Below are 790 nucleotides of genomic sequence, written 5' to 3'. Positions count from 1 at the left end.
GCCGGCGGGGCCTCGCGTTCGCGGCGCCGCTGGTGTGCGCCGGCGTGTCCGCCGTCGTCACCGCGTTCGCCGAACAGGGCTCGGAGGCCGGCTGGTATCTCCCGACCCTGGCCGCCCTCGCCATCGGCATCATGCTCTTCGCCGCGGGACTCCTGGGCACCCAGTCCCGCAGCCGAATATCCGCAGCCACCGCCGCGCCCGACAACGCTGAGGCCAACGACCCGACGTGACTCACGGCGACGTGTTCGCCCGGAGGCCGTCGATCGGCATGCCGGCCACGCTCGCGCTGTGGGCCGGTGCCTCGCTCGGGGACGTGGCAAGTCCCGGCGCCGGGCTACCGATCCCGCTCGTCCCGCTCATCTTGCCGGTGTTGGGCATCCGCGCGTGGGTCGGTGGGTCGCGGTCGACCTTCGATCCGGGCCGGACGAGTGTTCGGCATCCGCGCGTGGGCCGGTGGCCACGGCGTACCCTTCGCGGCCCTCGCGCCCGCCGCCCCCACAGCCTGTTTTCTCGGTGACCGCCCGAGACCCGGGTGCGTCCGGACGAGCCCGAACCGCGCGACGACGTGCCCTCGGCGATCACCCGATGAACTGAGCCGGCTCACCGAGCCGTACCCGCCCGGCGCCCTCACCCGCGCCGAGTCCGTAGTCGCCGAGCCTCAAGACCTGTACAGGCACTGACCGACCCTCGATCGCAGCGGAACGGCGCGGACCGGAGCGGGACGGCGGAGCGGCGGCGCGGAACGGCGGCACGGGGCGGAACGACGCGGCGCGGAGCGGGCGGCGCGGAG

The 790-nt window shown here is 74.8% G+C and carries 2 protein-coding genes; one reads left to right on the top strand and one right to left on the bottom strand.

All coding sequences use genetic code 11. The annotated features are described in order from the left end of the window. Positions 1-230, top strand: a 230-nt coding sequence (locus tag GT354_RS36035; RefSeq protein ID WP_161360595.1) for a hypothetical protein, incomplete at its 5' end; no start/stop codon positions are given. Positions 231-578: 348 nt separating this feature from the next. Here GT354_RS36035 and GT354_RS54920 read toward each other — a convergent pair. Beyond that, positions 579-790: hypothetical protein (locus GT354_RS54920; protein ID WP_237535805.1), on the bottom strand; the 212-nt coding region annotated here is incomplete at its 5' end.

This window comes from Streptomyces sp. SID3343 (assembly GCF_009865215.1).
Lineage (GTDB): Bacteria > Actinomycetota > Actinomycetes > Streptomycetales > Streptomycetaceae > Embleya.
This window is presented reverse-complemented; position numbering and strand designations above follow the sequence as displayed.